The sequence below is a fragment of the Synechococcus sp. R6-7 genome, from assembly GCF_047461695.1.
Classification (GTDB): Bacteria; Cyanobacteriota; Cyanobacteriia; order Thermostichales; family Thermostichaceae; genus Thermostichus.
Window position 1 is genome coordinate 1 of sequence record NZ_JANSHS010000485.1, and the last position, 789, is coordinate 789.

Genomic DNA, 789 nt, shown 5'->3' on the forward strand with positions numbered 1-789 from the left:
CACCAGCCAGTCTTCCGATTGGGCAAACCGCAGGATGTGATCCAGGGCCCGCGGATCCCCCAGTTCTCCCAAAGCTGCGATGGCCGCCTGTTGTAGCAGCTCTTCTGGCCCCTCCAACGCCCGCAGCAGCACGTCGTAAGCCCGCGGATCCTTCAAGTTCCCCAAGGCCACCGCGGCACTGAAGCGCACCAGCCACTCCACATCTTCGTAAAAGGCGCGCACCAGGGCCTCAAAAGCCCGCGGATCTTCCAAGTAGCCCAGGGCACCTGCCGCGTCGGCGCGAATGCCATAATCCGGGTCTTGGGTGAGGATTTCCAGCAATTTGGGCAGACAGGCGTCCGTTTGCTTGATCCCCAGGGCAAAGACGGCAAAAGAGCGCACCTGCAGGTTCTCATCGTCGATGACTTGCAAAATCAGCGGCACCGCCTGCTCTGCCGGCACATCCCGCAACTGGGCCAAGGCCACCATCCGGTCCGCAGAACGCGGGCTGCGCAAGCGTTGAGCGATCTCCTGTAAACGGGCGGGGTTGGCGGGATCCAAAGCAGAGACAGTCATGGCGTTAACAAATATTTACAATCTTTCTTCAGTATGGCAAACGAGGCTGCGCTTGGACAGAGGCCGTCTTCGTCTGGCCCGGTCGGGATCTCTGGGGACATGGTGCCACTGTTTCGATCGACAAATCCTAGCACTGTTGTCGAGAAAAGCAGGTTGACTTGGCCCCATCACGAAGATTTTGGATATTTTGGTGGAGAGGATACGAGGCTGATACATTTACGCTGAACACTGCTG

1 protein-coding gene is annotated in these 789 nt (G+C 58.4%); it reads right to left on the reverse strand.

Going from position 1 to position 789, the window contains the following annotated elements:
- Positions 1-555 (reverse strand): HEAT repeat domain-containing protein (locus NW815_RS13135; protein WP_414416101.1); only part of this gene is annotated, 555 nt, incomplete at its 3' end.
- Between the last annotated feature and the right edge of the window lie 234 nt (positions 556-789).